The following is an 838-nucleotide window of genomic DNA, read 5'->3' as shown; positions in this document are numbered from 1 at the left end:
ACATAGACGTGGGCGATCTGGTGGTCGGCGACGGCGAAGGCCCGTGAGGCCATCGGGTCGAGGTACTCCATACCGTCCTGCGTGTGCACTTCGAGGAGTCCGGCGCGGCGCAGTGCGCGGTTGATGTCGACGGGACGGTCCGCGCGGGTGATGCCGTACTCGGACAGGGCGACGACGGTCCGGCCTTCGGCTCGCGCGTCGTCGAGAAGGGGGGCCATGGCCGCGTCCAGGTCGGCGGCTGCCTTCAGGGAGCGCGGGTCGTCGGGGCCGAAGCGCTGCAGGTCGTAGTCGAGATGAGGGAGGTAGCAGAGGGTCAGGTCAGGGTGGCGGGTGCGGATGATGTGCCGGGTGGCGTCGATGATCCACTGGCTGGAGACGAGGTCGGCGCCGGGACCCCAGAAGTGGAAGAGCGGGAACGTGCCGAGTTTCTCGGTGAGTTCGTCGTGCAGGGCCGCGGGCCGCGTGTAGCAGTCGGGTTCCTTGCGGCCGTCGGCGTAGTAGATCGGACGAGGGGTGATGGTGATGTCGGTGTCGGCGCCCATGGCGTACCACCAGCAGATATTGGCGACCGTGTAGCCGGGGTGGGCACGCCGGGCGGCGTCCCACAGTTTGTCCCCGGACACCAGGCCGTTGTGCTGGCGCCACAGCAGTACGTCGCCGAGGTCGCGGAAGTACCAGCCGTTGCCGACGATGCCGTGTTCGGACGGGTGAGTGCCGGTGAGGAACGTCGACTGGGCGGCGCAGGTGACGGCGGGCAGGACCGTGCCGAGGGTGGCCTGCGAGCCGGACTGGGCGAGGGTCTTGAGGTGGGGCATGTGGTCGAGGAGACGGGGGGTGA

General features: G+C 69.1%; 1 protein-coding gene. It reads right to left on the bottom strand.

The window, feature by feature from the left end:
• Window positions 1-838 (bottom strand): alkaline phosphatase family protein (locus AOK17_RS46630; RefSeq protein WP_245697884.1); only part of this gene is annotated, 838 nt, incomplete at both ends.

The sequence above is a fragment of the Streptomyces phaeochromogenes genome, assembly GCF_001418655.1.
GTDB lineage: Bacteria > Actinomycetota > Actinomycetes > Streptomycetales > Streptomycetaceae > Streptomyces > Streptomyces phaeochromogenes.
Note: the sequence above shows the minus strand (reverse complement) of the source record. Positions and strands in the feature narration are given on the sequence as shown.